Genomic DNA, 26,798 nt, shown 5'->3' with positions numbered 1-26,798 from the left:
TTTCGGGATTGAGACGTGAAATAGTTCCCCATCACAGGAGGTCGCGCACCAAATTCCCTCATACGCGCTCGCCGACCTGGTCTTTTGCAGATCGGTCTGCTGAAAAGCGGGAATGTGGTGCAGGCCCCGGCCATAAAAACATCAGAATGCAGATTGATGCTAAATTGGCGTTGCAGACCTCCACCGCACATGCGGAATTTGGGGGTCTAGCTGTTTTCCAGGGCTATTGGCCGTATTTTCGGGGAGTTCCACCCCAGTCTCACCTCTCAACCAGTCCGGGACAGATCTTGAAATCTTGTAAATGTGAGGCCTGTGGAATCCGCCTGAGCAGGAGGAATCTGAGTGATAGCCTTATTCTCGTGCGAAAAATGAACATTAATTTCAGGGCCGAATGGAATAACGCGCAAGTCATCGTCGCTCTGCTCGTTGCTTTCGTATCGTTCCTGGCCATGGTGCACTGGGGGTTGGTGATTTTCTGGGAAAAGCCCTGGCAGGAATCGCTTGCGACGATATTTTCATATCGAGGAGCGATACCTGCTGCCGCAGCCGCCGTACTTACGCTAGGCATCGCCACCAAGTCACTGTCGCAGAAATCAAATGCTGATGACCGCTCTGCGTACTACGAACGTGTTCAGTGGGCAATCGATATGACACTTGCAGAAAATCCCGCTCAGCAAAATGCAGGTTGGCATTTTTTGACCCCAATGCTGGAGTCAGGGTTGAAGTCTTCAGAAGATATCGGGTTTACTCGGGCTATTCTTGAATACGACAATAAATTTAACCCGAAGAATTCAACCTCTTCGCCCGGTACTACTTCGAAGAACTGGGTTTCAGACCTAGATATTTTGTTACTATTATCCGTACTAGGTCATAACAGGGATAGGAAGGAGTCTGCTGATGACTAATCAGGCAATGGCAGAGCGGAAGTATCCACTGACCGAATCCCATAAACGAATGATCGAGCAGTTGCCAATGACACAGGCGAAAGCTAGTCGTGATTTGCAAGAGTATGCCAAGAAACTCGAAGCACGTCAGAACCGGCCCTTATGGCAGCGGATTCTAGGCATTTATCCGATATAGATGGTGTTGCCCGGAGGGCTCCACACATAGGTTAAAAGACCGAGTGTGATCCATGCGACCATCAAACACAGCCACAAGCAGCGGTACTAAAACGTTTCACGGGCTTCTCCTAGTATGAGTAGTGTTTCCTTGCAGGATAAATGCAAATATTTTTGCACACAATTATTTGCTCTGCCCGAACACATTCACTCCAGCTGACTGACTAGCCGTCACCGATCTAGGCTTTTACAACTTGGCCAACTCAAAGCGAGGGAATTTGGTGCAGGCGCCTCCTCCCTGCGCACCAAATTCCTTGTTCTCCCACAGGGCGGCCGACGTTTTCCCAGGTCGCGATTCAGTCGGGCGGGAATGTGGTGCGCGTCCCGGGCACTTGAGTGCCAAAGGACGCAATTTCGAAAAGTAGCACCAATATAGTGCCTGGTCAGCAATGGGCTGGATGTTTAGGGGTGCGTCCTTTGGCACTCACGGCACTCGAGACCTAAGAACGCCAAAGGCCCCACCAAAAAGGCGGGGCCTAAGACAAAAAATAAAGCTACTCCACGGTGACGGAGTTGATCACGACGTCCTCGACGGGGCGGTCCATGCGGCCGGTCGGGACGTTGGCAAGCTCGTCGACGACCTTGCGGGAAGCCTCATCGGTGACCTCGCCGAAGATGGTGTGGCGGTTGTTCAGCCACGGGGTTTCGGCGACGGTGATGAAGAACTGGGAACCGTTGGTGCCTGGGCCGGCGTTGGCCATGGCCAGCAGGTATGGGCGGTCAAACTGGAGTTCTGGGTGGAACTCGTCGGCGAACTGGAAGCCTGGGCCGCCGGTGCCGGTGCCGGTTGGGTCGCCGCCCTGGATCATGAAGTCGGGGATGATGCGGTGGAAGATGGCGCCGTCGTAGAAGGGGCCTTCGGTGGTGCCGGAGGCGTTCTTGGTGGAGTAGTCGAGGGTGCCCTTCGCCAGGCCGGTGATGGTGTCAACGGTGTGTGGGGCGTGGTTACCAAACAGGTCGACTTTGATGTCGCCGTGGTTGGTATGGAACGTCATTGTCTGCGTCTTTTGAGTCATGGTGTACAGCGTACACGACCCTCCACGCCCCTCGTCTGGTGTTAGCGCTGGGCGAGCACCGCGTCGCGTGCAGCAACCAGGTTGCGTAGCGACGGCACCACTTCCTCATACTTGCGGGTCTTCAGGCCGCAGTCGGGGTTGACCCAGAGGTGTTCGGCTGGGACGTGGCGCAGTGCTGCTTGGAGCAGTTCGACGATTTCCTCGACGGAAGGGACGCGTGGTGAGTGGATGTCCCAGACGCCGGGGCCGATTTCGGAGTGGAAGGAGTCGTCGATGTCGGCAAGCAGTTCCATGCGAGAGCGGGCGGCTTCGATGGAGGTGACGTCGGCGTCGAGGCCTGCGACTGCGTCGATGATCTGGCCGAACTCTGAGTAGCAGAGGTGGGTGTGGATCTGGGTGGTCGGAGTGGCGTTCAAGGAGACGAGTCGGAAGGAGCGGACGGCCCAGTCGAGGTAGGACGGGCGGTCCTTGGCTCGGAGTGGGAGGAGTTCGCGCAGGGCCGGCTCGTCGATTTGGATGATGCTGATGCCGGCTTCCTCGAGGTCGCGGACTTCGTCGGCGAGGGCGGCGCCGATTTGGTCGGCGGAGACGGACAGGGGGACGTCGTCGCGTTTGAAGGACCAGGCCAGGATGGTGACAGGGCCGGTGAGCATGCCCTTGACTGGCTTGTTGGAGAGGGATTGGGCGTAGGTGGCCCATTCGACGGTCATTGGTGCTGGTCGGGAGACGTCGCCGTAGACGATTGGTGGGCGGGTGCAGCGGGAGCCGTAGGACTGGACCCAGCCGTTTTCGGTGACGACGAAGCCGTCGAGGAGTTCGGCGAAGTACTGGACCATGTCGTTGCGTTCGGCTTCGCCGTGGACGAGGACGTCGATGCCGATTTCTTCTTGCAGTTCGATGACCTGCTTGATTTCTTGCTGCAGCGCTTCCTTGTATTGAGCGTCGCTGAGTGTGCCGTTGCGGTGTGCGGCGCGGGCTTGGCGGATCTCGGGGGTTTGGGGGAAGGAGCCGATGGTGGTCGTCGGCAAGCTGGGGAGGTTCAGCGCCTCGCGTTGGGCCTGCTGGCGCTCGGCGAACAGCGGCTGGCGCTGCACCTGACCTGCGGGAAGCGTGCCAAGACGCTTGGCGACAGCCTCGTCGTGGCGCAACGGGGACTCCGCGCGGGTGCGCGCGACGCGGGCGGACGCGGCGAACGCAACCTCGGCGGCCTGCGGGCCGGCGCTCAGGGCGAGGGCTTCGGCGATCTTCTCGTCGGCGAAGGCGAGCCAGGTGGCGACGTCCACGGGCAGGTTGCGCTCGGCCTTGAGGGTGTGCGGCACGTGCTGCAGCGAGGTGGACGTGGTCACCGATGTGGCGCCGAGGGTGGTGAGGATTTCGGTGCGTTCGGCGAGGTCGGCGGCCCAGACGTTGCGGCCGTCGATAAGTCCGGCGACGAGGTGTGTCTCGGGCGCGACGTGCGTGCGGACCTGCTCGACGTAGTCCGGGGAGGCCTGCAGGGTCCACGGGGACAGGTCGACTTGAAGGGCTTCGGGCTTGAGCTCGCCGAGGACCGGCAGGGCGGCGTCGGCGGCGCCGTACGGGGTGGTCAGGTAGACGTTCGGGCGAGCGTCGGCGCCGAGGAGTGTCGACCATGCCTCACCCAGGTAGCGCGCGATATCGGTGTCCGGGGTGTCAACGTCAGCGACGACAATCGGCTCGGCAACCTGGACCCACTCCACACCGGCCTGGCGAAGCGCCGCGAAGACCTGAGCGTACGCGTCGACCAGGGCCGGGAGCAGGGACCACTCCACCGGCTTCGACAGCGCGAGCAGCGTGACTGGGCCGACGAGGTACGGGCGCACCTGATGGCCGGCCTCGCGGGCCTCCTCCACGATGCGCACGATGCGGTCCGGCACCGGCGTGATCTCCTGACCAGCGGCGACCTCGGGCACGAGGTAGTGGTAGTTGGTGTCGAACCACTTGGTCATCTCCAGCGGCACGCGGTTGGCGGTGCCGCGGGCGAGCGCGAACTCCTCGTCCAGGTCGGTGCCGCCGGCGACGAGGCCGACGGTCAGCGCGGTCTCCAGGACGTGGTCGTAGAGGGCGACGTCCGCCGGGATGGCGTAGGGCTCGGAGAGACCGAGGTCACGCAGGTGGTTGTACGTATCGATGCGCAGGGCGCGCGTCGTGGAGCGGAACGTGTCCGCGTCGATCTGCCCGGACCAGTAGGACTCCAGGGCGCGCTTCAGTTCGCGTTGCGCGCCGATCCTCGGGTAGCCCTCGATGGTCGTGGTGGGGAATGCTACGGTGCTCACAGGTTGAGTCCTTTCAATAGTTCACGTGTTACTGCTAAGTCGTTATGTGTGTAAACATGCAGGCCACCGGCGCCAGCCTGCAGAATCGTGCGCGCTAACTCAACGGTGAGTCGCATGCCAATCTGGTGCTCTTCCTCCGGTGTCCGCGCCGCTTCAAGCTGCTTGATGACGTCCACCGGGGGTGCCACACCGGACAACTCGCCCATCCTGCGCACCCGGTTCACGCTGGTCATCGGCATGATGCCGGGGATCAGCGGGATGCGCACCCCGGCGAGCCGGGCACGCTCCGCGAAGCTGAGATAGTCCTGCGCGTCGAAGAACAGCTGCGTGATGGCGAAGTCGGCACCGAGGCGCTGCTTCGCCAGCAACACGTCCAGGTCTTGGTCGTCGCTGGTGCTCTCCGCGTGTCCCCGCGGGTAGCAGGCCACCGACAGCGCGAGCTTGCCCGCCGCGAGGCGGTAGGCCTGGGCGTCGGCAACGTCCTGGATCAGGTTGAGCAGGTCCGTTGCGTGCTGCAGGTGTGTGTCCGGCAGGCGGTCGAGTCCGGCCGGGATGTCGCCGCGAAGGGCGAGGAATCCGCGGACGCCGGCGTCGATAAGCTGGGTGATCCACTGCCGCAGCTCGTCGGGCGTGCCGGCGGTGCAGGCGAGGTGCGCGATGGGGCGCATGCTCGTGGTCTGCGCGATGCGCTCGATGAGGCGGGCAGTGCCTTCCAGCCAGTCGCTGCGGTGCGAGCTGGTGACCGACACGTAGTCGGGCTGGTAGGCGGCGAGCCCTTGGATGAGGGCGTCGAGCTTGGCGGAGTCGGCGCTGTGACGCGGTGGGATCACCTCGAAGCTGAGTGCCGTGCGTGCCCGCTGCGGGCGTGGTGCGAGCTCCTCCTCGATGCCGTCCAACGGTGCCGACGCCGAGATCCGCGTTTCCAACGTTGCCTGCCGCACCTGACTCACCTGCCTTCTGTTGCTTCCTGTTGATGGGGTGCAATGAAATTTAAGACTGGCCGCAAGGGTGCACAACTACTTTTGCGTATCGCGATGTATTGCCACAGGTCAGCGACCTGCGAAATGTGAATAATATTTCCCAAAACTGAACCGCTTGGTCTACTTCGTGCGGACTGTGGGGGCACATGTCGGTGCAGCCCGCTAGGGTGGTTGGGAAAGAACACAACGAAGGAGCACACATGAACCTCACCACTGCACGACTCGCACTGCGCGGCATCAGCGGCGCCTGGAACTACTTCCGCGAACTCAACAGCAAGCAGCAGCGCGACGTCTACGAAGCACTCACCGAAGCCATCAAGGACGACAACATCGACGACCTCCACGACCTCGCCGACGTGCCACAGCTCGAGGGGATCTACGACGCCGCGCGCCAGCAGGCCGGCAAAGTCACCCGCGCCAGCCACGCGCGTATCGACGCCCGCCGCGCCCTCCACGCCGCGACCGCCCCTGACCGCAAGGCTCGCCAGATCGCGCTGAAGAAGGAAGCGCGCAAGCGTGGGACCGGCTCGAAGGTCCTGCTCGCCTCCCTCGGTGCGGGCGCGCTCGCGGCCGGCGGCTGGGCGCTGTGGGAGTTCTACCTGCGCGAAAAGCTCGAGGAGCGCAACCACGAGCCGAAGCACGCACTGCGGGAAGACGCGACTGAAGGCGGGTCTGAGGGAACGGCGACGCTGGTGTACTCCACCGATTCCGCCGACGACCAGTTCAGCACCCTCGACGCCCTCGACGACGAGCAGCGCCGCGCTACGAAGTAGCTGCTAGCTGGCGTCCACCCGCCACGCCAGCAACAGGTGGTTGACCAGGCGGGTCTTCACGTCTGGGAAAAGGTTGCGCAGATTCGCACTCATGGGGCGGGTCACCACGATGAGCTCGGCGGCGATCTCGGAGGGAGTCAGCGCTGGGTCCACCAGGCCGTGAGCGGCGGCGAGGTCCAGCAGCTCTTGGGCGTGCGCGAAGAACTCGTCGCGGCGCTGCCGCACCGTGGGCTCCAGGGCGTGCGGCGGCTCGTCCGCCGGGGCCGCCACCAGCATGCCGATACCCGAGTCGGCGCACGCCCAAATGAAAGCGCGCCACTGCTCCTCCGGGGCGCTGTCAAACTTGGCCAGCGTGTCCCCCAGCTTCGCGTCGAGCACGTCAATGAACTCGAGGGCGCACGCCTGGCGCAGGTCGGCGCGCGTCGGAAAGTGCCTGTACAGCGTGGCGATGCCCACCCCAGCGTGCTCCGCGATCTCGCCAAGCGTGACCTCCGAGTTCGGGCGGGTGCGGAAGTTCTCCACCGCCGCCCGGATCAGCTGTTCGCGCTTCTGTCTCGCATCGGCTCGCATGGTGCTTCCTTTCCGCTTGACATTAACTGATAGTCAATCCTACGCTTAGCACCATTCTGCAACGAAAATCAACCAAAGTAGGTGTTCAATGGACTGCATCCTACGAGCCGTCGACGTCGTCGTGCGCCCAGGGAACAACCCGGTCAACCTCGAGGTTGGCGAAGGGTTCACGCTGGTCACATCGCCGCGCGAGTCCGGCGCGTCCACACTGAGTATGGCGCTCGCCGGCCGCTACGAACCACACAGCGGCACCATCGAGCTTTTCGACGAGCCCACCACCGCCCGCCAACGCTTCCCCGAGATCGCCCTGGCGGGCATCTCGCTCATCGACTCCGTCGAGCGCTCCGTGCCCACCAAGGAAATCATCCGGGAGCAGATCTCCTGGGAGCTGCCGTTCTTCCGCCTCATCCCGCGTGACCTGCTCGGCCACGAACTTGTCGAACCCTGGCTGGAACCCCTCCAATTCGACCTGGACGAGGACAAACTCAAGCTCGGCATCGGCGACCTCAGCATCGTCGACCGGATGCGGCTGCGTGTACTGCTCGCGCTCATCGCGCGACCAGACGCGCCGCTCATCATCGTCGACGACCCAGACCAGCTGCGTAACTTTGAGCTGCGCAAGGAATTCATCGACAACTTGCGCGACGTCGCAGAACTCAAACCAGTGCTGGTCAACAGCGTGAACAAGGAGGACCTATGATCGCAGGGCTGCACATCGGCAGCAACTTCCGAAAGTTCGGTCACGGCAAACTGCCGCCGCTCGCCATCATCGCCATCACGCTCATCCCGCTGCTCTTCGGCGGGCTGTTCGTCTGGTCCTACTACGACCCACTGGGCAACCTACACAAGATGCCCGTCGCCCTGGTCAACTCGGACGAGGGTGAGCACGGCCTGACCGTCGTCGAAGAGCTCATGGCCGAGCAACCCATGGACTTCCGCCTGGTCAGCGCGGAGGAAGCCCAAAAGGGCGTCGCCGACGGCACCTATTACCTCGGCGTGGAGATCCCCAGCGACTTCTCCGAAGCCGCCGAATCCGTCAACTCCGACAACCCCCACCAGGCGAAACTCAACATCTCCCTTAATGAGACCAACGGGTTCATTCCCACCATGCTGGGCAACCAGGTGACCCTGATCATGAGCTCCGTCATCTCAGAGAGCGTGAGTAAAGAGGTGGTCAACCAGCTCTTCGTCGGCTTCAACACCATCCACGACGGCATGGTGCAGGCCGCCGATGGCGCGGGCAAACTCGATGACGGCGCCAACAAAGCCAAGGACGGCAGCGGCAAACTGAAGGACGGCGCCGGCAAGCTCAACGGCGGCGTCGGGGAGCTTGACAACGGCATCAAGAAGCTCGCCGACGGCGCGCAGCAACTCGACTCCGGCATCGGCGAACTCCAACAGGGCGCCAACACCCTCAACGAGAAGCTCGGCGAAGCCTCCCAAGGCGCCAACAAGCTTGCCGACGGCCTCTCCGCCCTCCAAGACGGCACCAACCAGCTGGGCGCCGGAGCAGCCGCCATCGCCGGCGGCGTAGGCAAGCTGACCTCCATCACGGACCAGCTCAACGTCGCCCAGAACACCTTCAACAGCATCAACGCCACCCTGGACCAGGCCATCCGCCAACTCGACGCCACCCCAGTCCCCGGCGCGGCCGACCTGGCCAATCAGGCCCGCGGCCTGAAAGCTCAGCTCAACGGCGACCAGTTCGTCGCCATGAACCCGCAGATGATCAACGACCTGACCAGGTTGCGCAACGGCGCCCAAGAACTGTCCACCCAGCTCAACGACCCCACCGCCAAGTACCGCTCCGGCATGGACCAAGCCGCAGCCGGTGCGCAGACACTGGCGCAGGGTCTGCGTATGCTGCAGGACGGCTCCGGCACGCTCGTGGTGGGCGTCGGCAAGCTGAAGGACGGCTCCTCCCGCCTCGTCGTGGGAGCGAACTCCGCAGCCGAAGGCACCTCCAAACTCGCGGGCGGCTCCAACCAGCTCGTCGTCGGCCTCAACGACCTGAACGACGGCCTCGTCACCCTCAGCGACGGCACCGGCGAACTCAGCCTCAAACTCAACGAAGGCGCCGACGAAGCCCCCACCTGGGAAGGCGACCGCCTCGAGAAAGCCACCGAAGCCGCCGGCAACCCCGTCGTACACAACAACACCGGCGATGAACTCACCTTCTTCGGTAAGGGCCTCTCCCCCTTCTTCCTGTCCCTCTCCTTGTGGATCGGCGGCCTGGTGCTCTACATGATCCTCGCGCCGTTCTCACGCCGCGTCATCGACTCCGGCACCAACCCCTTCCGCATGGTCGCCCACACCCTGCTGCCGTCCCTGATCGTCGGCTTCGTGCAAGCCGTCCTGCTGTGGCTCGTGCAGGTCGTCGCGATCGGCGTCGAGCCGAAGCACCCACTCGGCCTCTTCGGCGTGCTGTGGTTCGGCTCCTGGGTGTTCATGTCGATCATCCTTGCCATCAACATGGTCTTCGGCCCCGCCACCGGCAGGCTGGTCACCATGGCCCTCATGTCCCTGCAACTCGTGGCGTCCAATGGTCTCTACCCGCCCGAAGTGCAGCCAGGGTTCATCCAATGGGTCCACGCCTGGGACCCGATGCGGTTTACCGTGGACATGATTCGCGTCGCCTTCTTCGGCACCCATGCCGAAGACCCGCGCCTGCTGCGCGCCATCATTGTGCTGTCCCTCTTGGCTGTGGCCGCATGGCTGATCAGCGCGTGGGGTATGTGGAAGCGCCGCATCCTCAACGACAAGGACATCCACCCAGAGCTCGCGCTGTAAGGGTTTGTGGTTGCTGGGGGCCGGTCCCTGGCACCACATTCCTATTTGGGGGTTCGGCGAGCTGGGGAAACGCTGTGGCGCATTTTCGAGATTCGGGAATTTGGTGTCTGGGCAGGGGATGCGCGCACCAAATTCCTGGATTTTGGCAGCCGGGTTTGGAAAAGCCCAGGTCGATGGGGGTCGGGGAGGGAATGTGGTGTCCCATCGGGAGATGCCAGTGCCAAAAGACGCAATTCTTGTTGGGGGAAGGGGTAAAAACCCAGCTCGTGAAGAGAGAGTTGCGTGCTTTGGCACTGAGGTGAGGGGGAGTGCACCAAATTCCTCCTCGTGGAGTTGACGACCTGGGGAAACGCCGCGTCGCCTTTTCGAGATTCGGGAATGTGGTGTCGTGATGCTTGGCCTGCGCACCAAATTCCCCCTTGCGCGTTTGGCAAACTGGGGAAATGCCTGACCGGTCGTTCGAAGTTAGTGATTTTGGTGCGCTCCCCCTCTGCATGTGATTCCTTCGACTGGTAGACTCGCCACATTGTTGATGCGTCAACACGCATTGCGATCTACCAATAACGAAGGAGCACACTATGTCTACATCTGCGAAGCTTGCATCCGTTGCCCTGCGCGTGCCGACGGGCCTTTTCATTTTGAATTCCGCCCTGGGCAAGTTCAGCCTTAACCGCGAGGCCGCCGAGGGACTCCAGGGGATGGCCGCTACCGGCATCCCGGCACTGAGCAAATTGGATCCGGAGCAGTTCGGCAAGGGACTCGCTGTCTCTGAGTCCGCGGTGTCTGGCGCGCTGCTCGCCCCCTTTGTCAGCAACCGCCTGGCCGGTGCAGCCCTTGGCGCGTTTGGTGCTGGCCTGTTGACGATGTACTTCAACAACGACGCCATGACCGAGGACGACGGCATCCGTCCTTCCCACGATGGCCTTTCCTTGGCGAAGGATTCGTGGCTGGTTTCGATGGGTGCGGCGCTGATGGCGTTGCCGAAGAAGCGGAAGTAGCCGTGTAGATTTTCTTGCAAGCAAAAACCCGGCCGGCGCACCGTGGTGGTGTGCGGGCCGGGTTTTGTTATGCCCTGGCCTCAGACTGAGGCGGAGTCAACGTTACTTTTTGTCCGCAGGCTTGGTTTCCTCGGAAGGCTTTGCTTCCGTGGTTGCCGGGTTGTCCTTCTTCGAGGAACCGTCAATCAGGGTCTGGTTGCCGGTTGCCTTGCCCAGCTGGTAGGAGGACGTTGCTTCGTCCACGCCACAGCTACGCAGGACAACGTCCATGATGATCAGGCCGGCGGTGATGGCACCGAGGGCGCCACCTGCGAGGCCGATCATCTGTGGGTTCGCTACCTGGAACGCACCCTGCAGACCAGCGGCGGTCTGTGCACGGTCGTGGTCGTAGATACCCAGGCCACGCTGGATGTCATCGTTAGCGCGCTTGATGGCTGCGTTGACCTGTGCGCGCAGGCTCTCGAGGCCCGGAATGCGGACCTGGGAGAGGATGCCCAGCGGGATCAACAGCAGCAGTGGCGACGCCATGCCGACCAGACCAGCGATGCACTTCGGGTCCTTGAAGTTCGCGTTCGAGGAACCGGACTGCTCTACCTGAACGTTGATATCGATCTTGGATGCAGCGTTGCCGCTCGGAAGCTGCGGAACAATGGTGATGTTCCCGCTCTGGGTAGGCGTGATGATCCACTTGCCGTTCTCGAATTTCACATCGGCGTTGCCACCAATGATGTCGAACCGCAGCTTGCCGAAATCGATGTCGAATTTGGCGTTCGGATCCTTCTCAATGATGATCTGACCGTTCTTGCCACGTGTGATCTTGAACAGCTTATTCGGGTCAGCGATGTTCGCGCCTTGAGAAGTAGACCAACCCTGTGGCAACACAGAGACATTGTACTTGGTCACCAGATCGCCATTCGGGTCACGCTCCTCGATGACGATGGTCTGGTGCGCGGCCGCCGGTTTAGGCGTGACTACGAACTTGCCTTCCTTCGTGCTGGTGGAAACAAGGTCGGCACCCTTGGTAACTGCAAAGGTGTTCTTCGAGTCAGCAGGTGCGAACTCTACGTCCTGGCCAACCAGCGCACCGGTGTTGACTTCCTTGTACTTGCGCTGCTTACCCGGCTTGATGTTCAAGGTGTAGCGCGCCACAACGTTGCCATTGGGGTCAATTTCTTGAACAACGCCAGACTTACCGGCAGTGCCAGCCTTAGGCTTAGCCACCCATTCCGTAAGCTTCTGACCCTCATTGTTCACAGAGCCGCTGTCAACTGTCTTGGTTTCGAAGTTCTCAGCGCCACTTGCCCACACCATAGTGTTCGGGTTGATTTCAAGTGCACGGAACTCGGAGGTCTCCGGCAAGTCCAGGGTACGTGCGCCCTTACCGTCGCCAGCACCGACAGTGAACACGTAGTTCGCGTAGACGCCACGGTCGTCAGCAACCTGGAACGTGAAGGTCTTGCCAACCGCGCTTTCCTTCGGCTTAACGGCGAAAACGCTGCCCTGTTCAGACACCTCGAAGAATTCATTCATCTTATCCGTGATGTCCGTGAGGTTGCTCTTGCCTTCAGCAGTTGCACCGGTCGAATCGATAGATGCAATTGTGCCGTCGAGGAGCTTGAAGATCTTATCGCCTTCGTAACGAGCAAGCTTGGCTACACCGTCAGTAGTGAGGGTACGCTTGATAGTCTTGTTCGTATCGCGGCCAGGCTTCAAGTTAAACGTGTAGCGCTCGAAGATGTAGCCGTCCTTCGTACGGTTCTCGACGACGACCTCACCGTTTGCGTTACGCAGCGGTTTCAGGTCCATCGTGGAGCCATCCTCCGGCTTGGACTGCAGCAACTCCTCACCCTTGACCAGCTTCAGGTTGGTTCCCTGGATAGCCATGTCGTTATCGGTGGTGATGTCGTGCTTGAGTTCCTTGACCTCGCCCGGCTTAACGTTGACAACCCACTCAGTAACCACGAGTTCAACGTACGGCTTGTCACCGTTGTTCGGATCATGCTTGATCTTATCGCCAACCAGGTCAGGGAAAGCGAGTTCCGCATTACCGTGGTCCTTCGGCTGGTTCTGGTCGTCGATGCTGTACCAGCGAATGGTTTCCTGGACGCGGACGGTGCCTTCAGAACCCGGCTTGAACCGGAAGCGCATATCGGTGATGTCACCGTTCGCGTTCTTCTTCTCTTCGCCCTCAGGGATAATCAGATCCTGGCCCTCGACGATGCGGAGGTTGTTGTTCTTCTCATCGCCAGTGCGGATCGTCATCAGCGAGCGATCAATGACATCGCGAGAGCGGGTCTCCTTATCCAAGGAGTCCGCATTGCGTGCCGGGTTGATCTGGATGTTCCAGACACCACGCAGCTCGCCCTTCTCATCGTGTACCTGCACGACGACCTTGCTGACATCGCTCGCGTTCGCAGCAGCCTCAGTTGGCTTGATGACCCACTTGCCGTCCTCCTCGGTCAGCGTCGCGTAGTCCGTGCCGTTGCCCACGATTTTGGCGGTGAGCTTATCCTGCTTGTCGATCTCGACCTTGCCGTCGTGGTTAATGATGACGTCGCGGATGTCTGGACCAGCATTCGGGTCCTTCTTCACAATGAAGGTGAACTCGTACTTGCGACCATTCTCATCGATGAACGTGACGTGTGCTTCACCCTCGGAGCCCTCGTTCGGGACGATTCGCCAGTTGTCGCCGTCCTTGACGATCTCCTTAATCACCTTGTTCACGTCAGAGGTGATCTCGTACTTGGTACCGCCACGGCGTTCAACGTAGCCGACCGAGGTATCAGCGATCTCACGTGTCACCTTGTAGGTGGAGTTGAAGTTCTCAATTGTGATGATGTTTTCCTTCTCAACACCATCCTTCGAGGTCACCTTCACACGCACTTCACCCTGGACGTTCTTGTCCTTCGGAGTGACAACGATGTGACCGGCACCGTCATCCTCCACCTTGGCGATGTCACCGCCCTTGAGAAGGTCCCACTTGTCGCCCTTCTCGATCTTGATGAGCTTGGTGCGGTCAGAGCCGCCCTGGTTGATGTTGTAGAAGTAGTTGTTGACGATCTTGTTGAGGTGCTCAATCTCGCCCGTACGGTCGTTGATCTGCAGCTCGTAGATGTACTCGTTGCCGTTTTCGTCGGTAACGACGATTTCAACAACACCGGACCCCTTGAAGCCATCCTTTGGCTTGATGATCAGGTTGTTGTTCTTGTCACGGTCCACAATGACCAGATCGCCACCACGAGTGATGCGCCAGGAGTAGCCCTGCTTCTTCAGGTCACCCAGGTCAAGAATCTTCTTTTCGTCCTTGTGACGAATGTCGATCGTGTTGTGGATCTCGTGAACTTCCTTGATGATCTGGGTCTCGTACTCCCGGATAATCTCCTTCACATTCACGTTCGTGGAGGTCGTCGTGGTCGTCGACTGCGCCGTCTCGGTTTCAGTAACGTCGGACGGCGTAACCTCAACTGTCGTTGGGACGGTCGTGTACTCAGTCAGAGTCGTCGGAGTGGTGTGCTCCTTCACGGTGGTGACTACGGGTGACTCGGTGATAGTCGTCGTGGTCTTGACTTCCTTGCCCGGAACCTCACGTGTGGTGATGTACGGCTCAGGCTTGGTCGTGCGCGTGGTGGTAATAGGCTCGCCATTCTTCCGCACGGTCGTCGTGTACGTCGACGCTTCCGGCGTCACTGTCTCGGTGGTGACGCTTGGCGCCAACGTCGTCGTCGTTTCGACGGTCTTCGGAGGGAACTTCTTCCACTTCGTCACCGTGGCCTCTGGCACGCGAGTCACCGTGGTGATCGTGCTCTTCGGCAGTGTCACCGTAGTGTTGGTGTACTTCGGGGCTGGCGGCTGTGGCTTTGGCGTCTTCGGCTTTTCCAGGCCCGGTTGGGACGGAATAATCAGTCGCTGGGAAGTGTACTCACGACGCCAGCTCAAGTTCAGATTGTAGTTCTTCGGCATGAGGACGACGATGTAAGCGTCATCGCTAACTTCCTTGCGGATTTTCGCCATCGCCTCCTCATTCACCATGAGGTAATAGTTTGGCCCCGGCGTGTTCTTGTCCACGTGACGATAACGAATCTCAAAGCCGGTGAGCTGGGTAAACAGCGCGTCACCCATCAGCTTCGGGCGGATGTCATTGAGATACCCAAGGTTGTTGGAAAGCAGCGCCTGCATGTAGTTCATCTTCTTCGTGACGCTTGCAGTGTCGCCACGCTTCTGGTCTTCCATGACAGAGCGCATCAGGTAGATCGCGCCCTTCTCGACATCTTTGTTGATGCGGTTACCCTCACCGTAGCGACCGGACTGGCCTGTAAGCTTGCGGTACTCGTATCCCGCCGGGTTGTTCCATGGGTTATCTACACCCCAGTCGATGCACCAGCCCGGACCGTACTGTGTGGGAAGCAGGCCAAGAGCGTTGGTGCCATGCGGGATACGTTCTTTCCAGAGCGCCTGCTCCTCACGTACCTGCTGCTCCACCTCTGGGCTAAGCCGATCGTATTCGGATGTAACAGCGATGTCTGCGCTTGCGTTCGGCGCAACGACGTTGGCGGTGCTAACGGCCATAACGCCTGCAATCAGGCCGGCCATGATTCGCTTCTTAAGATGTGCGTTTTGCAACGGCTCAATCCTTAAAAATCGTAGGAGATATTCGAAGCAGCCTGAAGACCATCTGAACACGGATCCACAAACTGACAGACATTTATTCAATCACAAAAATCTCCCTGAAAGTAGTCCACAACGCCCCCACCACCACAAAACCACACAAACCCCCACAAAACCCCCACCAAACCCACAATAAAATCCCCCTGACCAGCACCTTCACAAAAGCTGGCAACGCACGCAACAAAAAAGTGATCTATCACACTTAAAACACCACTGCCACCAAACAGGGGGGACACTGTCACCTGGTTTACCTCGTGAAATCCCTATCGCGGAAAGCTAGGAATGCAAAAAGACCCCTCCCCGTGCGGAAAGAGGTCTTTGCTAGAAGCGCTTACTTCTTATGTGTCTCCGAAGCTGACGTCTCGGTGGTCGGGACCGGGGTAGCGGTCTTCACCGCATCCCCCTTCTTGGAAGACCCGTAGATCAACGTGTCGTTACCCGTAGCCTTACCAATCTGGTAAGAGGAGGTCTTATCTCCCTGGCCACAAGAACGAAGCACTGCGTCCACGATCAGCAGGCCAGCAGTGATGGTTCCAAGCGCACCGGCCGCCAGGCCAACCAATTCAGGGTTCACCGCACTGAACGCGTTCTGAATGCCTGCGGCGCGCTCTGCACGGTCACGGTCGTAGATGCCCAGGCCACGCTGGATGCGATCGTTTGCTTCACGCACAGCGGCGTTTAGCTTGCCCTGGATGCCCTCCAGACCCGGTACACGGACCTGGGAGAGGATGCCCAACGGAATCAGCAGCAACAGCGGCGAAGCGATGCCCACCAGCGATGCAATGCACTTGCCGTCAGAAGACCCAGCATTGTTCTGGTTGACCACGATGTTCACAGAGTAATCAGATGCAACGCCATCAGTGATGATCTTGAACTGAAGGTGCGTGGTCCCAGGCGTGATGCCACCCTTGCCCGGTTTAATCGTGATCGAGCCGTCCTTGTCATTCGGCACAATCATGTTTGGGTCGACAGGCTTGCAGTTATCCGGACCCTCGCAGACCTTGATGCTGCCTCGGTCGATAGAACCACCCTTCGGAGGAATGATACGCCAGGACCCATCTGGGTTCGGGCTGACATCGGAGTTGCCAGGCTTGACAATGACGTTGCCCTCAGAAGTGGCCGGAACATCGACGTCAATGATACGGACCGGATTACCCTTGCTGTCGACTTCCTCGATCTGTACGCGGCCGGACTTGCCAGGACGCGGCTTCAACGTGAAGCTGCCAGGCACGGTCGGGATCTCCTCGATGATGTCCTCGCCACGCAGAACGCGGAAGGTGTTCTTACCCTCACCTGGTGTGATCTTGTCCGTCAGCTTCGGCTGGTAGACACGACGCTCTTCGACGAACTTCAGCGCGCCACTGCCCTCAGTGATCGTGATGTTGTGCTGCTTGACAACCTTTCCGTTGTTGTCCTTTTCAACAACTACGACCTTGCCGCCCTTCGACCCTTCCTTCATGCGGAGAGTGAAGTTGTTCTCGGAGTCCTTGACAATCTCAACGTGTTCCTGACCCTCAACAACCTCATACTTGTGGTTGTTAACGATCGTCACGTCGAAGGTGCCCTTCTCCGTGATCGTGTAGGAACGTTCGATCTTGCCGGAGGAGCTGGAGCCACCCTTGCCCTTCGTGATGTTCAGGATGAACTTCTGGTAGACGTTGCCATCCTTGTCGGTGACCTCAACGACAATCTTGCCCTCAGCGCCGTCCTTCGGAGTGACAGTCCATTCGTCGCCCTTGTTGGACAGGTCGGCGAGGTTGCCGCCCTCAACGATCTTCACGGTGTCGCCTGGGTTGACGTTCGAGGTGAACTTGTCGTCGGACGTGATCTCGAAGGAGCTCACGTTTGGTTCGTTCGGCGTCACGTTGTAGATGAAGCGCTTGATCGGCAGGCCGCGCGAGTTCTGAATCTCGATAACAACCTTGCCGGAAACGGCCTTCTTCAGCGTGAGAGTCTGGTCGCCCTGTGGGTTGACCTTTCCATCCAGAAGGTCCGCGCCAGCGACGACGACGAACTTCTGGTTCTCGTTGACGCCAGGAAGCGTCAGTGACGAGCCTGCTGGAAGGTCGCGCAGAGTCTCATCAACCTTGGCCTGGCTGACCTTGATGACGTGCTCGATAAGCTCGTAACCGTTTGCGGACTTCTCCACGACGCGGAATTCACCGACGAAGTCCGTGTTCGGCATGAGGTAGAACTTGTTCGGGTCTTTCTCATCCTTGACCCAGCTGAAGTTATCGGTGCCGTCAGGGAAGGTGAACTCGTTGCTGCCCAGACCCTTCGTCAGGACCAAGGTGCGCCGGTTCGAAATCTCGGTCACGACGGTCTGCTTCTCAGGCTTCGCTTCCTGTGGGGTGACCACGATGGTGTAAACAGCAACCAGCTGGCCGTTTGCGTCCTTGACGTGTGCAACGATCAGGCCTTCGCCATTCGGCTCAAGGGTCCATTTGCCGTCGCCTTGCAGCTGCGCATCGTCGACAAGCTCTTTGCCTCGAACGATCTGGAGCGTGTCGCCCTTTTCGCCCTCAAGTTGAACCTTGTCGCCAACGGTAATGATCTCGGTCTTAGAGTCAACGAGGACATTCCGGCCGTCACGAACGTCGAGGGTAAACACGAAGGTTTCGCCCTTATCGTTCTTGGCGCGAATGATGACCTCACCGGTCTTGCCAGCCTTCGGGGTCAGTACCCACTGGCCACCCTTCTTCTCAAGGGACTCGATCAGGTCCTTGCCCTTCAGGATCTCAGGCTCGCCCTGGATGTTGTCAACCTCGAGCTTGTACGAGGAGACGTTACCGATCACGCGGGACTGGTTGTACTTGTTCGGCTTGGTGTCAACGTTGAACTCGTAGTTCTCTTCGTTGCCGGTCGGCTTACCGTCCTTGTCAACCTCGAAGACCTTGATCTTCACCTTGCCGGTGATGACGCCATCCTTGACGTTAACGCGCAGTGTGTCGCCATCTTCGGTGGTGGTGACCAATTCCTTGCCCTCGGTGACCTCGTACTTCCAGCCCTTCGGAATCGTGATCGACTGGTCAAGGCCGGTGACGGACACGTTGAAGAAGTGGTTGTTCACGCGAACGGTCTTCTCGGTGGTCTTGTTCGAGTCTTTGTTCACAACGTGAATCGTGTACTCGTAACGGTTGCCGTCACCGTCGGTAATGACAATGCGAACGTCGCCTTCGCCCTGCTTCTTCGGGGTGATAACCAGGCGGTTGTTTTCCTTTTTAACGTCAACCAGACCGTTGGAGTCGTCGACAAACTCGATCTTCCAGTTGCCCGACTTGTTAGGTTCGATGACCTTGGACTCGCTCTTGTTGGAGAAGTCGTAGACGTAGTTGTACTTGTAGAAGTGACGCTCGACCGTGGTGGTCTTGCGGCTCTCGGAAACGCGGGTGACGGTGGTGTCAACAACCTTGGTCACCGTCGACGGATCGGCTTGAACCGTCTTGGTCTCGGTCTTTGGATCCAGCGTCTTCGTCGCGGTGACGTATGTTGGCTCGGTCACGGTAACCGTCGGACGTACCTTGTTCGTCTCAGTAATCGTCGGACGCACCGTCGAGGTTTCAGTAACGGTGACAGGGGTCTTCTTCTCGACGACGATAACGTCGCGCGGAGCCGTCACGGTCTCAGTGACGGTGGTGGCTTCGCCGTCCTCAAACACAGGAACGGTGACGACTGGCCGTGGTGCAGTCTCAGTGACCGTCACTGGATCTGGGACCTCGGTCTTCTCCGTCTTGTAGATCTCCTGGAACTCGCGGGTTACCGTGACCTCCGGACGCTCCGTGATGGTCTCATAATCGAGGCCCTCATGCTTGTACACGGTCTTGGTGACGGTCGGCTGACCGGTTTCGGTCACGGTCGAGGTGCTACCCGGGCCTTCGGTGACAGTGACGGTGGTAGTCACAGTGCCGCCACCGTTGCCGCCGCCTGGACGTGGGTAGAAGCCGTCCAAACCAGGCTGTGTCGGAGGAATCAGACGCTGGAAGGTCGCCTCACGACCATCCTGGTAGATGTTGTAATCCTTCGGCAGCAGGATGGTGACGTACTCGCCAGGACGGACGTTGCTGGAAACACGACTGAACGCAGCCTGGTCCTTGACCAGCGCGAAGTTCGGCTGGAAGCTGTCGTTGCCGCCAAAGACGGCGCTGACACGGAAACCGGTCCACTGGGTGAACTCCTGGTTCGTGACGCGAACGCCGTTCTGCGCCTGGCCGTTCAGGATGTAGGAACGCTGGCCATCCAGCACGCTCTTGTTGTTCGACAGCAACGCCTGCAGGGCGACGTTCTTCTTCTTGACGTCGTCGAAGTTGCGCTCGTACCAGGATTTCAGCATCGACTTCGTCAACGAGATCGCTGCCGTCTCGATGTCAGCGTTAATACCAAGGCTGCCGTTGAAGCCGTTAAAGCCGTACAGGCCGGACATGCCGTCCAGCTTGCGCAGCTCGTAGCCCTGGGTCTGCAGGTTTGGCTGTGGCTTCTCAAGATCAATGCACCAACCCGGGCCGAGCGGGGTGACCTGCATCCAGGTCTTCAGCATGGCCTGGTAATCATTCTGATTCGTGAGCATCTTGATTTGCTCGGTGTTAAAGCGCAGCGCCTCAGCGTACTTATCGTTCGGCAGCGAGGAGTACGTACCCGTAATGCGCGGGTCCGCACTTGCGTCCGGGGCGACGACAACTGCGCCACCAGTAATCATTGCGCCCGAAATCAGGCCCGCCATGATTCGCTTCTTAAGATGTGCGTTTTGCAACGGCTCAATCCTTAAAAATCGTAGGAGATATTCGAAGCAGCCTGAAGACCATCTGAACACGGATCCACAAACTGACAGACATTTATTCAATCACAAAAACCGCCCCGAACGTAGTCCACTACGCCCCCACCACCACAAAAACACCACCACAACCCACAAAAACACACCCCACACACCCCAAAAACCCCCTGACCAGCACCTTCACAAAACCTGCCAAAGTATGCAACAAAAACGTGATCTATCACACGAAAAACACCACTGCCACCAAACAGGGGGAACAGCTGTCAACACACGAAAATACCCTGGCCTCCGAACCGGAGACCAGGGTGAACCTGTGGAGCATAGGAGAATCGAACTCCTGACATCCTGCTTGCAAAGCAGGTGCTCTACCAACTGAGCTAATGCCCCTTTTGTTCCTGTGGGCCTAGCAAGAATCGAACTTGCGACCTCATCGTTATCAGCGATGCGCTCTAACCGACTGAGCTATAGGCCCTGGGAACGAGAAGTAAGATTACCTACCGCTATAACCTTTGACAAATCGCCAGTACAAGCGGTGTTTTTAACACGGCTATCGCGCCCTGTTCGACATCACCAGGGTGACGCCTCCGACCAGGTCTGCGATCGCGTTGTAGAGCAACGCCGTCAGCGGAGCCATCACCGCGATGAACACCACGCCGATGAGCCCAAAAAGGCCAGCTGCGGACATGACTAGGGTGGCGTCGATAACTTGGTCGCCGCCGACGCCATTGACCAGCGAGTTCACGGAGTCGATGACCCCCGTTTGCGCGAGGCCGTAGTAAACGATGGCCGCGCCCAGCATCCACGCGACGAAGCCGACGAGGGCGAGGATGGTCGCCACCTTAAATACGGAGGCGACACCCACGCGCCGCACCACTATCTTGCGGGCGGCCATGGTTTACTCCCCATCCTTCGGCGAGGCGGAGATGGACGAAGAAGTCTGCTCCTTGGCTTCCTCAATCGTCTTCTCACCCTTGGCAACCGCGGTTGCCTCCTCTTCGCCCTGTTCCTCGACGTTCTTGTCGATGGCCAACAGCTCGACGTCATCCGCGAGGTCGACCAAGCGGACGCCCATCGTGGCGCGGGAGGACGGACGGATCTGGTTGACCTCGGTGCGGATCACACCGCCGGCAGAAGTGATGGCGAAGATCTGGTCTTCCTCATCGACAGCCAGGGCGCCGATCAGCTTGCCGCGCTTCGGAGTGTACTTGAAGGTCATCACGCCCATGCCGCCGCGACCCTGGGTGTTGTACTCCTCAATCGGGGTGCGCTTGCCGTAGCCGCCAGCGGTGGCGACGAGCAGGAACTCGCCGTCCTGGGCCACGGTCATCGCGAGCAGCTTGTCATCGCCGCGGAAGCGCATGCCCTTCACGCCGGCGGTCGCGCGGCCCATTGGGCGCAGCTGGTCGTCGTCGGCGGTGAAGCGGATGGACTGGCCCTGCTCAGAGACGAGCAGCAGGTCGTCCTCCTCGCCGGCAAGCGCGGCACCGATCAGGGCGTCGCCCTCGTTCAAGTTGATCGCGATGAGGCCCGCGGAGCGCGCCGACTCGTAGTCGGTCAGGCGGGACTTCTTCACGCGACCATCGCGGGTGGCCAGGACCAGGTACGGGGCGTCCTCGTAGGACTGGATCTGGATGACCTGCGCGATGCGCTCCTCCGGCTGGAACTCCAGCAGGTTCGCCACGTGCTGGCCACGGGCGGTACGGCCCGCCTCCGGCAGCTCGTAGGCCTTGAGGCGGTACACACGGCCGAAGTTGGTGAAGAACAGGATCCAGTCGTGAGTGGAGCAGATGAAGAAGTGTTTCACCACGTCGTCCTGCTTCAGTTCCGCGCCGCGGACACCCTTGCCGCCACGCTTCTGCGCCTTGTAGGCGTCCACCTTCGTGCGCTTCGCGTAGCCGGTGGAGGTGATGGTGACCACGACGTTCTCGCGCGCGATGAGGTCTTCCTCGGTCACATCGCCGGTCGCGGCAACAATCTGGGTGCGGCGCTCGTCGCCATACTTTTCGACGATCTCACGCAACTCGTTGCCAACGATCTCCCGCTGGCGCTCCGGACGGGCCAAGATGTCCTTGTAGTCGGCGATCTTGCGCTCGATCTCGGCCAGGTCGTCGATGATCTTCTGGCGCTCCAGCGCTGCCAGGCGGCGCAGCTGCATTGCCAGGATTTCGTTGGCCTGGATCTCGTCGACGTCGAGAAGCTTGATCAGGCCCTGGCGGGCGTCGTCAACCGTTGGCGAGCGACGGATCAGGGCGATGACCTCGTCCAACGCATCGAGCGCCTTGACCAAGCCGCGCAGGATATGGGCGCGCTTCTCGGCCTCATCCAAGCGGAACTTGGTGCGACGAACGATGACGTCGATCTGGTGCTTGACGTAGTAGCGCAACATCTGGTCGAGGCGCAGCGTGCGCGGCACGCCGTCGACGATGGAGAGCATGTTCGCGGAGAAGTTCGTCTCCAGCTGCGAATGCTTGTACAGGTTATTGAGCACCACTCGAGGAACCGCGTCGCGCTTCAATGTGACCACGATGCGCATACCGACGCGGTCGGAGGACTCGTCCTCAATCTTGGAGATGCCCACCATCTTGCCCGCGGCGACCTGCTCCGCAATGTTGTGGATGAAGTTGTCCGGGTTGACCTGGTACGGCAGCTCCGTAATCGTGATGACCTGGCGGTTGCCGATCTCCTCGATCTCGGTCACACCACGCATGCGGATCGAACCGCGACCGGTGGTGTAGGCGTCCTTGATGCCCTGATCGCCGACGATGAGGCCGGCCGTCGGAAAGTCCGGGCCCTTCACTCGTTCCATCACCGCGTCGAGCACCGCCTGCTCATCCGCGTCGTGGTTATCAAGCATCCAGTAGATGGCCTCCGCCAACTCGTTCAAGTTGTGCGGCGGAATGTTGGTGGCCATACCGACAGCGATACCGTTCGAGCCGTTCATCAGCAGGTTCGGCACACGCGACGGCAGCACGTCCGGCTCGCGGGTCTTGCCGTCGTAGTTCGGGGAGAACTCCACGGCGTCCTCGCGGATGTCGCGGACCATCTCCATCGCCAGCGGCGTCATCTTGCACTCGGTGTAACGCATAGCCGCGGGGCCGTCGTTACCCGGGGAACCGAAGTTACCCTGGCCGTCGACCAACGGGTAGCGCATCGCCCAAGGCTGAGCCATGCGCACCAGCGTGTCGTAAATGGCGATGTCGCCGTGCGGGTGGAAGTTACCCATCGTGTCAGCGACAGGCTTGGCACTCTTCACGTACGAACGCTCGGGGCGGTAGCCGTGGTCGTACATCGCGTAAATGATGCGGCGGTGCACCGGCTTCATGCCATCGCGAACATCCGGGAGCGCACGGCCAACGATCACGCTCATCGCGTAATCGATGTAGCTCGTCTGCATCTCCTCGTTGATGTCAATGGGCTGGATGGCGTCGGAGCCGCCGCCACCTAGAGTGTCATCACTCATTGCTCACCTTTCGTCAAACATTGGTTCCTACCGATTCTAGCGCCTTGTGCGCCGAAGCACCCCTGCACCGTGGTATCACTCTGATACCATCGCGGCATGGCCATGACGCTACGACTCACCACAGACGAAGACACAGCCCTCATCATGCTCGCCTCCGCCTGGGGCTGCTCCAAGCAGGAGGCCGCCCGCCGCGCCATCGTCACCGCCGCCTCCCGCCTTCTTGACGACGCCACCATTACCAACCTCGCCCGCACCACCCTGCAGGAATACGCCCACACCGAACGCCGCATCCGACAGGCCCGCGATGCGTAGCCTGAGCAGCGAGCAGCTGCTCGCCATCGCCGACGAATGCGCGCATATATATAAGGTGCGAATACGCTCCTTCGCCGCACTGTGCGCCTGCGCCGCCGTCCCCGGCGCCCACCTCCACGGCGTGCCCGTCTACGACACCGCACACGCCGCCGCCTGCGGCCTCGCCGACACCATCCGTTCCTTGCGCCCCCTCACCGGAGCCAACGACGCCTTCGCCGACGTCGCCGGCACCACCTATTTGCGGTGGGTCGAGGAAGCGTAATTGTTGGTCGTCTCCTAGACTGGCAACTATTTACACGGACCATTGGAGAACACGAGGTGGAGGAACCATGAACGCTACAAAGTACACCGCAGTACTGGCAACCACCGCAGCACTGATCGGCGCCGGCCTGGCCGCACCGCAACTGCGTGCGGAAGAGAATACTGAGACGACTGCATCTCAGTCACAGGAAGCGCGCGAATGGCGCGACGCTGAGATCACCGCAGGCGGTACCACCACCGTGGAACCCAGCGTCCCACTCCCAGAGGGCGCCAAGGCCTTCGGCCCATCCAGCATCGACGACTGGGAATTGAGCACCGATGAGAAAACCGGCGCCGTCACCATCAAAGCCGCACCGAAACTGCGCCCCGGCCAGGGCCTGCGCTACCGCGTCGTGGTTCTCTTCGCCGACAAGACGACGGCCTCCTACGACTCCGAAGTGACCGTCGTCCCCGGTGGCAACAACAACGCCAACACCTCCACCATCGAGTACAAGGACTCGCTCGTCCAGCCGAAGGAGAGCGTCACCGTTACGCCAACCGGCACGTTCCCGCAGGGCACGAAGTTCTACCTCAACAGTGACAAGATTGAGAAGTGGGACGTGAGCGTCGAGGAGACCACCGGCGCCGTCACCGTCAAGGCAGGCGACATCGGCTATGGTTCCTGGCTCTCCATCCCAGTTCGCGCCGAGTTCCCCGACGGCTCCTCCGACGTCAAGCACGCCAAAGTCACCGTCGCCGACAAGCACGGCAACACCACACCGTCCTCCGACCGCCTCGCCGCGAAGCACACCCCGGCCTACCCAGCAACGCAGATCGCAGGCAACGAAACCGCCACCGTCAAGCAAACCGCCGACCTGCCCGAGGGCACTACATTCAAGATCATCGGCGAATCCAAACAGTGGGACCTATCTATCGACGCCACCACCGGCACCATCACCGCGACACCAAAGCAACCGCTCGCTGCCGGCGCGGTAGTGAACGTGCCCGTCATCGTCACCTACTCCGACGACTCCCAAGACTTCGTACAGGCCAAGGTCGAGGTGACCAAGGACCCCGTGTGGCAGTCCAGCAAGGCCACCGTCGACTACCCTGTGACCACCTCCCCCGCCGACAAAACCGCCACCGTCACCCCTGCACTCAAGGACGTGCCTGCGGGCACCAAGTTCGCAATGGTCTCGACGCCACCGACCGGCTGGGAGATCGGCATCAACCCTTCGACCGGTGTGGTCACCGTCAACGCCCCAGAAGGCACCCGCGCGGGCACCCAGATCAGCGTGCCTATCCGCATCGACTTCCCCGACGGCTCCCGCTCCGTTAGCAGCGCGGTCGTCCTCTTCGAAGCACCAACCAACCCCGAAGCGGAGAAGTTCAAAGTCACCTACAAGGATGTCACCATCAAGGCCGGCGAGAACCGCGTAATCACACCAACCGACGCCGTGCCGACCGGCGCATTCGTCAACGGCCCGAAGGACCAGAGCATCAACGGCGTGAAGGTTAACACTGACAAGGACGGCGCTGTCTCCATCGAAGCACCGGGCCACGCCCGGAATATGCAATTCGAAGTTCCCATCGAGATCTACTTCCGCGACGGCTCCAAGCAGCGCACGGAGTTTTCTGTCACGGTGAAGGCAAAGGAGACGAGCACACCAAAGACGTCGGAGGAGTCCACGACATCCGCCCCGCGGACAAGCGAGCAGCCTTCGACCGAACCGAGCACCACCAAGCCGACCACGTCCGCAGCGGAACCGTCCGCCCCGCGGACAAGCGAGCAGCCCACCACGTCCACGACGCAACCGTCCGCGCCGCGGACAACCGACCCAACGACTGAGCCAAGCACTTCCGCCCCGCGGACAAGCGAAGAACCGAGCACCACCAAGCCGACCACGTCCGCCACGAAACCGTCCGCCCCGCGGACAACCGAAGAGGCGTCGACAAGTGAGCAGAAGCCATCGAAGCCACAGGCTGATACGGCCAAGATCGAGTACGCGCGCACGCCGGTGCACGCTGGTGAGTCTGTGACGCTGAAGCCGAAGGGCGAGTTCCCTGCGGGCACGAGGTTCAACGGGCCGAGCGGATCGCAGCAAGGATGGTCCGCCACCACGAACAGCCAGACTGGTGAGATTCGCGTGTCCGCCCCGGCAAATGCGACGGCTGGTACCACGGTGGAGTTCCCTGTCACCGTGACGTTCCCGGACAGCTCGAAGCAGCTTCACCACGTGGTTGTATACGTCGAGCGCACGACCACTGCACCGTCCACCAGCGCGCAGCCGACCAGCACGACGACGCCCGCGAAGCCGAAGGAATCTCAAGCGGACAAGACCGACGTCGACTTTGAAGACCAGAAGGTGAACGCTGACGGCACGATCGTACAGCGCCCGAGCGGCAACATTCCGGCGGGCACGAAGTTCAACGGCCCGAACGGCACCTACGACGGCTGGAAGTTCGCCACCGACTCGCGCACCGGTGAGGTCACCATCACACCTCCGGCTGACGCGAAGCCTGGCGCCTCCATCGACTACTCCGTCACCGCGACGTTCCCGGACTGGTCGACGAAGGAGTACAAGCTGAACGCCAGGGTTGAGGGCGGAGTGGACGATGATAAGGGTGGTGACAGCTCCAGCAGCTCCTCCTCGAAGGAGGACGGCTCTAGCACGGGCGCGACCATCGGCATAGTGGTCGGTGTGCTCGCGCTGCTCGGCCTGCTGGCGGGCGCGGCGAACTACGTGCTGCAGCACGTCGACATCAACGCGCTGCTTCGCTAACACCGTTCGCGCGGGGACGATATTGTAAGCA

17 protein-coding genes and 2 tRNA genes are annotated in these 26,798 nt (G+C 60.4%); 9 read left to right on the top strand and 10 right to left on the bottom strand.

Annotated features, from left to right (window positions below; genetic code table 11):
• Positions 1-146: 146 nt before the first annotated feature.
• Positions 147-905 carry a hypothetical protein gene (locus BJP06_RS06095; protein ID WP_143110568.1) on the top strand — a complete coding sequence of 253 codons (759 nt, stop codon included), beginning with the start codon at positions 147-149 and terminating at the stop codon, positions 903-905.
• Positions 898-1,080 (top strand): hypothetical protein, encoded by a 183-nt coding sequence (locus tag BJP06_RS06090; RefSeq protein ID WP_070363358.1) that lies wholly within the window; start codon positions 898-900, stop codon positions 1,078-1,080. Before BJP06_RS06095 ends, BJP06_RS06090 begins: the two co-directional genes overlap by 8 nt.
• 532 nt (positions 1,081-1,612) lie before the next feature.
• Here the strand turns inward: BJP06_RS06090 and BJP06_RS06085 are convergent.
• Genes BJP06_RS06085 through BJP06_RS06075 form a run of 3 tightly spaced genes read right to left on the bottom strand, consistent with a single transcriptional unit; the run spans position 1,613 to position 5,369 of the window.
• On the bottom strand, positions 1,613-2,134 hold the full coding sequence (locus BJP06_RS06085) for a peptidylprolyl isomerase (protein WP_070363359.1): 522 nt from the start codon (positions 2,132-2,134) through the stop codon (positions 1,613-1,615).
• Between the two features lie 41 nt (positions 2,135-2,175).
• The gene (metE, locus tag BJP06_RS06080) at positions 2,176-4,428 is read right to left on the bottom strand and encodes a 5-methyltetrahydropteroyltriglutamate--homocysteine S-methyltransferase (RefSeq protein WP_071573201.1); all 2,253 of its coding nucleotides are present in this window, start codon (positions 4,426-4,428) and stop codon (positions 2,176-2,178) included.
• Complete coding sequence (locus tag BJP06_RS06075; RefSeq protein ID WP_369822223.1) at positions 4,425-5,369, bottom strand: methylenetetrahydrofolate reductase; 945 nt, start codon at positions 5,367-5,369, stop codon at positions 4,425-4,427. Before BJP06_RS06075 ends, metE begins: the two co-directional genes overlap by 4 nt.
• Positions 5,370-5,608: 239 nt before the next feature.
• Between BJP06_RS06075 and BJP06_RS06070 the strand changes: the two genes are divergently transcribed.
• Complete coding sequence (locus BJP06_RS06070) at positions 5,609-6,181, top strand: hypothetical protein (RefSeq protein ID WP_071573200.1); 573 nt, start codon at positions 5,609-5,611, stop codon at positions 6,179-6,181.
• A 3-nt stretch (positions 6,182-6,184) separates the two neighbouring features.
• Here the strand turns inward: BJP06_RS06070 and BJP06_RS06065 are convergent, their stop codons facing one another.
• A complete protein-coding gene (locus BJP06_RS06065) occupies positions 6,185-6,751 on the bottom strand; it encodes a TetR/AcrR family transcriptional regulator (protein WP_071573199.1) in 567 nt (188 codons plus the stop codon).
• Between the two features lie 88 nt (positions 6,752-6,839).
• On the opposite strand from BJP06_RS06065, the gene BJP06_RS06060 reads away from it, so the two are divergent.
• From BJP06_RS06060 to BJP06_RS06050, 3 genes are all read left to right on the top strand, one after another.
• Positions 6,840-7,451, top strand: a complete 612-nt coding sequence (locus BJP06_RS06060; RefSeq protein WP_071573198.1) for an ATP-binding cassette domain-containing protein — start codon at positions 6,840-6,842, stop codon at positions 7,449-7,451.
• The gene (locus BJP06_RS06055; protein WP_071573197.1) at positions 7,448-9,541 is read left to right on the top strand and encodes a YhgE/Pip domain-containing protein; all 2,094 of its coding nucleotides are present in this window, start codon (positions 7,448-7,450) and stop codon (positions 9,539-9,541) included. The genes BJP06_RS06060 and BJP06_RS06055 overlap by 4 nt, the downstream gene beginning before the upstream one ends.
• A 578-nt stretch (positions 9,542-10,119) precedes the next feature.
• A complete protein-coding gene (locus BJP06_RS06050; protein ID WP_071573196.1) occupies positions 10,120-10,539 on the top strand; it encodes a hypothetical protein in 420 nt (139 codons plus the stop codon).
• 102 nt (positions 10,540-10,641) lie between these two features.
• Here BJP06_RS06050 and BJP06_RS06045 read toward each other — a convergent pair whose 3' ends face one another.
• The 6 genes from BJP06_RS06045 to gyrA all read right to left on the bottom strand — a co-directional run bounded on the left by BJP06_RS06045 (position 10,642) and on the right by gyrA (position 23,432).
• Entirely contained in the window at positions 10,642-15,129 is a 4,488-nt protein-coding gene (locus tag BJP06_RS06045; RefSeq protein WP_143110567.1) for a hypothetical protein, read from the bottom strand.
• Between the two features lie 406 nt (positions 15,130-15,535).
• Entirely contained in the window at positions 15,536-19,951 is a 4,416-nt protein-coding gene (locus BJP06_RS06040) for a hypothetical protein (RefSeq protein WP_071573194.1), read from the bottom strand.
• A 335-nt stretch (positions 19,952-20,286) separates the two neighbouring features.
• A tRNA-Ala gene (locus BJP06_RS06035) sits at positions 20,287-20,359 on the bottom strand.
• A gap of 11 nt (positions 20,360-20,370) precedes the next feature.
• A tRNA-Ile gene (locus BJP06_RS06030) sits at positions 20,371-20,444 on the bottom strand.
• 75 nt (positions 20,445-20,519) lie between these two features.
• Positions 20,520-20,864: a DUF3566 domain-containing protein gene (locus BJP06_RS06025; protein WP_071573193.1), complete on the bottom strand. Its 345-nt coding sequence runs from the start codon at positions 20,862-20,864 to the stop codon at positions 20,520-20,522.
• Between the two features lie 3 nt (positions 20,865-20,867).
• On the bottom strand, positions 20,868-23,432 hold the full coding sequence (gyrA, locus tag BJP06_RS06020) for a DNA gyrase subunit A (RefSeq protein ID WP_071573192.1): 2,565 nt from the start codon (positions 23,430-23,432) through the stop codon (positions 20,868-20,870).
• A gap of 96 nt (positions 23,433-23,528) precedes the next feature.
• Here gyrA and BJP06_RS06015 point away from each other — a divergent pair, with 96 nt between their 5' ends.
• From BJP06_RS06015 to BJP06_RS06005, 3 genes are all read left to right on the top strand, one after another.
• Entirely contained in the window at positions 23,529-23,744 is a 216-nt protein-coding gene (locus tag BJP06_RS06015; protein ID WP_071573191.1) for a CopG family transcriptional regulator, read from the top strand.
• Positions 23,737-24,006, top strand: a complete 270-nt coding sequence (locus BJP06_RS06010; RefSeq protein ID WP_071573190.1) for a TetR family transcriptional regulator — start codon at positions 23,737-23,739, stop codon at positions 24,004-24,006. The genes BJP06_RS06015 and BJP06_RS06010 overlap by 8 nt, the downstream gene beginning before the upstream one ends.
• Before the next feature lie 67 nt (positions 24,007-24,073).
• Entirely contained in the window at positions 24,074-26,767 is a 2,694-nt protein-coding gene (locus tag BJP06_RS06005) for a YPDG domain-containing protein (protein WP_071573189.1), read from the top strand.
• Positions 26,768-26,798 lie beyond the last annotated feature (31 nt).

Source organism: Corynebacterium sp. NML120713, from assembly GCF_001875735.1.
In the GTDB taxonomy this organism is placed as follows: Bacteria; Actinomycetota; Actinomycetes; order Mycobacteriales; family Mycobacteriaceae; genus Corynebacterium; species Corynebacterium pseudogenitalium.
This window is presented reverse-complemented; position numbering and strand designations above follow the sequence as displayed.